1 protein-coding gene is annotated in these 1,322 nt (G+C 61.0%); it reads left to right on the plus strand.

Annotation, left to right across the window (positions count from 1 at the left end):
- The first annotated feature begins 138 nt into the window (after positions 1 to 138).
- Positions 139 to 1,284: an RNA-guided endonuclease InsQ/TnpB family protein gene (locus tag CWI66_RS17445; RefSeq protein WP_016915207.1), complete on the plus strand. Its 1,146-nt coding sequence runs from the start codon at positions 139 to 141 to the stop codon at positions 1,282 to 1,284.
- The last annotated feature ends 38 nt before the right edge of the window (positions 1,285 to 1,322 follow it).

Below are 1,322 nucleotides of genomic sequence, written 5' to 3' on the forward strand. Positions count from 1 at the left end.
TTCATCAGTCTTTGCGCGAGAAACCCCGCACTTCTAGTGCGGGGAGGGATAGCGCGTCGTCCGTCAGGACGACCCTGTTCTCGCTGCCTCCCTCTCTGGTGGTTGCCATCTTACAGCTAATGGCATATTTTGTGAGGCATGACGAAACGCGCCTACAAATACCGCTTCTACCCGACGCCTGAGCAGGAACAGCTCCTGGCTCGGACGTTTGGGTGTGTGCGCTTCGTCTACAACGCAGTGCTTCGCTATCGCACCGATGCGTTCTACGCGCGCAAGGAAAAGGTCGGCTACGTAGCGGCGAACGCCGAGTTGTCGCGCATGAAGAAGGCTGACGATACCGCGTTTCTCAACGAGGTCAGCTCGGTCCCGCTTCAACAGTGCCTTCGCCACCAGCAGACGGCCTTCAAGAACTTCTTCGAGGGCCGAGCCAGGTACCCGAGCTTCAAGAGCAAGCGGCACCGCCAGTCGGCGGAGTTCACTCGCTCGGCCTTCAAGTACCGCGACGGCGAGTTGTTTCTTGCCAAGTGCAAGGAACCGCTGGCGATCCGCTGGAGCCGTGAATTGCCCAGCGAACCGACCACCGTCACCGTGTCCAAGGACGCCGCAGGGCGCTACTTCGTCAGCTGCCTCTGCGAGTTCTCGCCCGAGACGCTGCCCGTGACCCCGAAAATGGTGGGCATCGACCTCGGCCTGAAAGACCTGTTCGTCACCAGCGACGGGCATCGAATCGGCAATCCCCGCCATACGGCGAAATACGCGACCCGGCTGGCCAGGGCACAGCGTCGGCTGAGTAAGAAGCAGCGCGGCTCGAAGAACCGTGCCAAGGCCAGGCAGAAAGTCGCCCGCCTTCACGCCAGGATCTCCGATTGCCGGATGGACAACTTGCACAAGTTATCCCGCCAGATCGTCAACGAGAACCAAGTGATCTGCGTCGAGTCCCTCAAGGTGAAGAACATGCTGCGCAATCGCTCGCTGGCCAAGTCGATCAGCGATGCGGGCTGGGGCGAATTCGTCCGGCAGCTGGCGTACAAGGCCGACTGGGCGGGCCGGCAACTGTCGGCCATCGACCAGTGGTATCCCTCCAGCAAACGCTGTTCTGGCTGCGGGCATGTGATGCCCGAGATGCCGTTGCAGGTTCGGACCTGGACGTGCCCCGAGTGCGCCGCCGATAACGACCGCGACATCAATGCCGCGCTTAACATTAAAGCCGCCGGGCTGGCGGTGTTAGCCCTTGGAGAGAATGTAAGCGGCATGGAGCCAGTCTCCGTGTCCGATTCTCGTTGAATTGGGAATCCTCGTCCTTCAGGGCGAGGAGCAGTCAA

It is taken from the genome of Halomonas sp. 141 (assembly GCF_002810305.1).
Classification (GTDB): domain Bacteria; phylum Pseudomonadota; class Gammaproteobacteria; order Pseudomonadales; family Halomonadaceae; genus Vreelandella; species Vreelandella stevensii.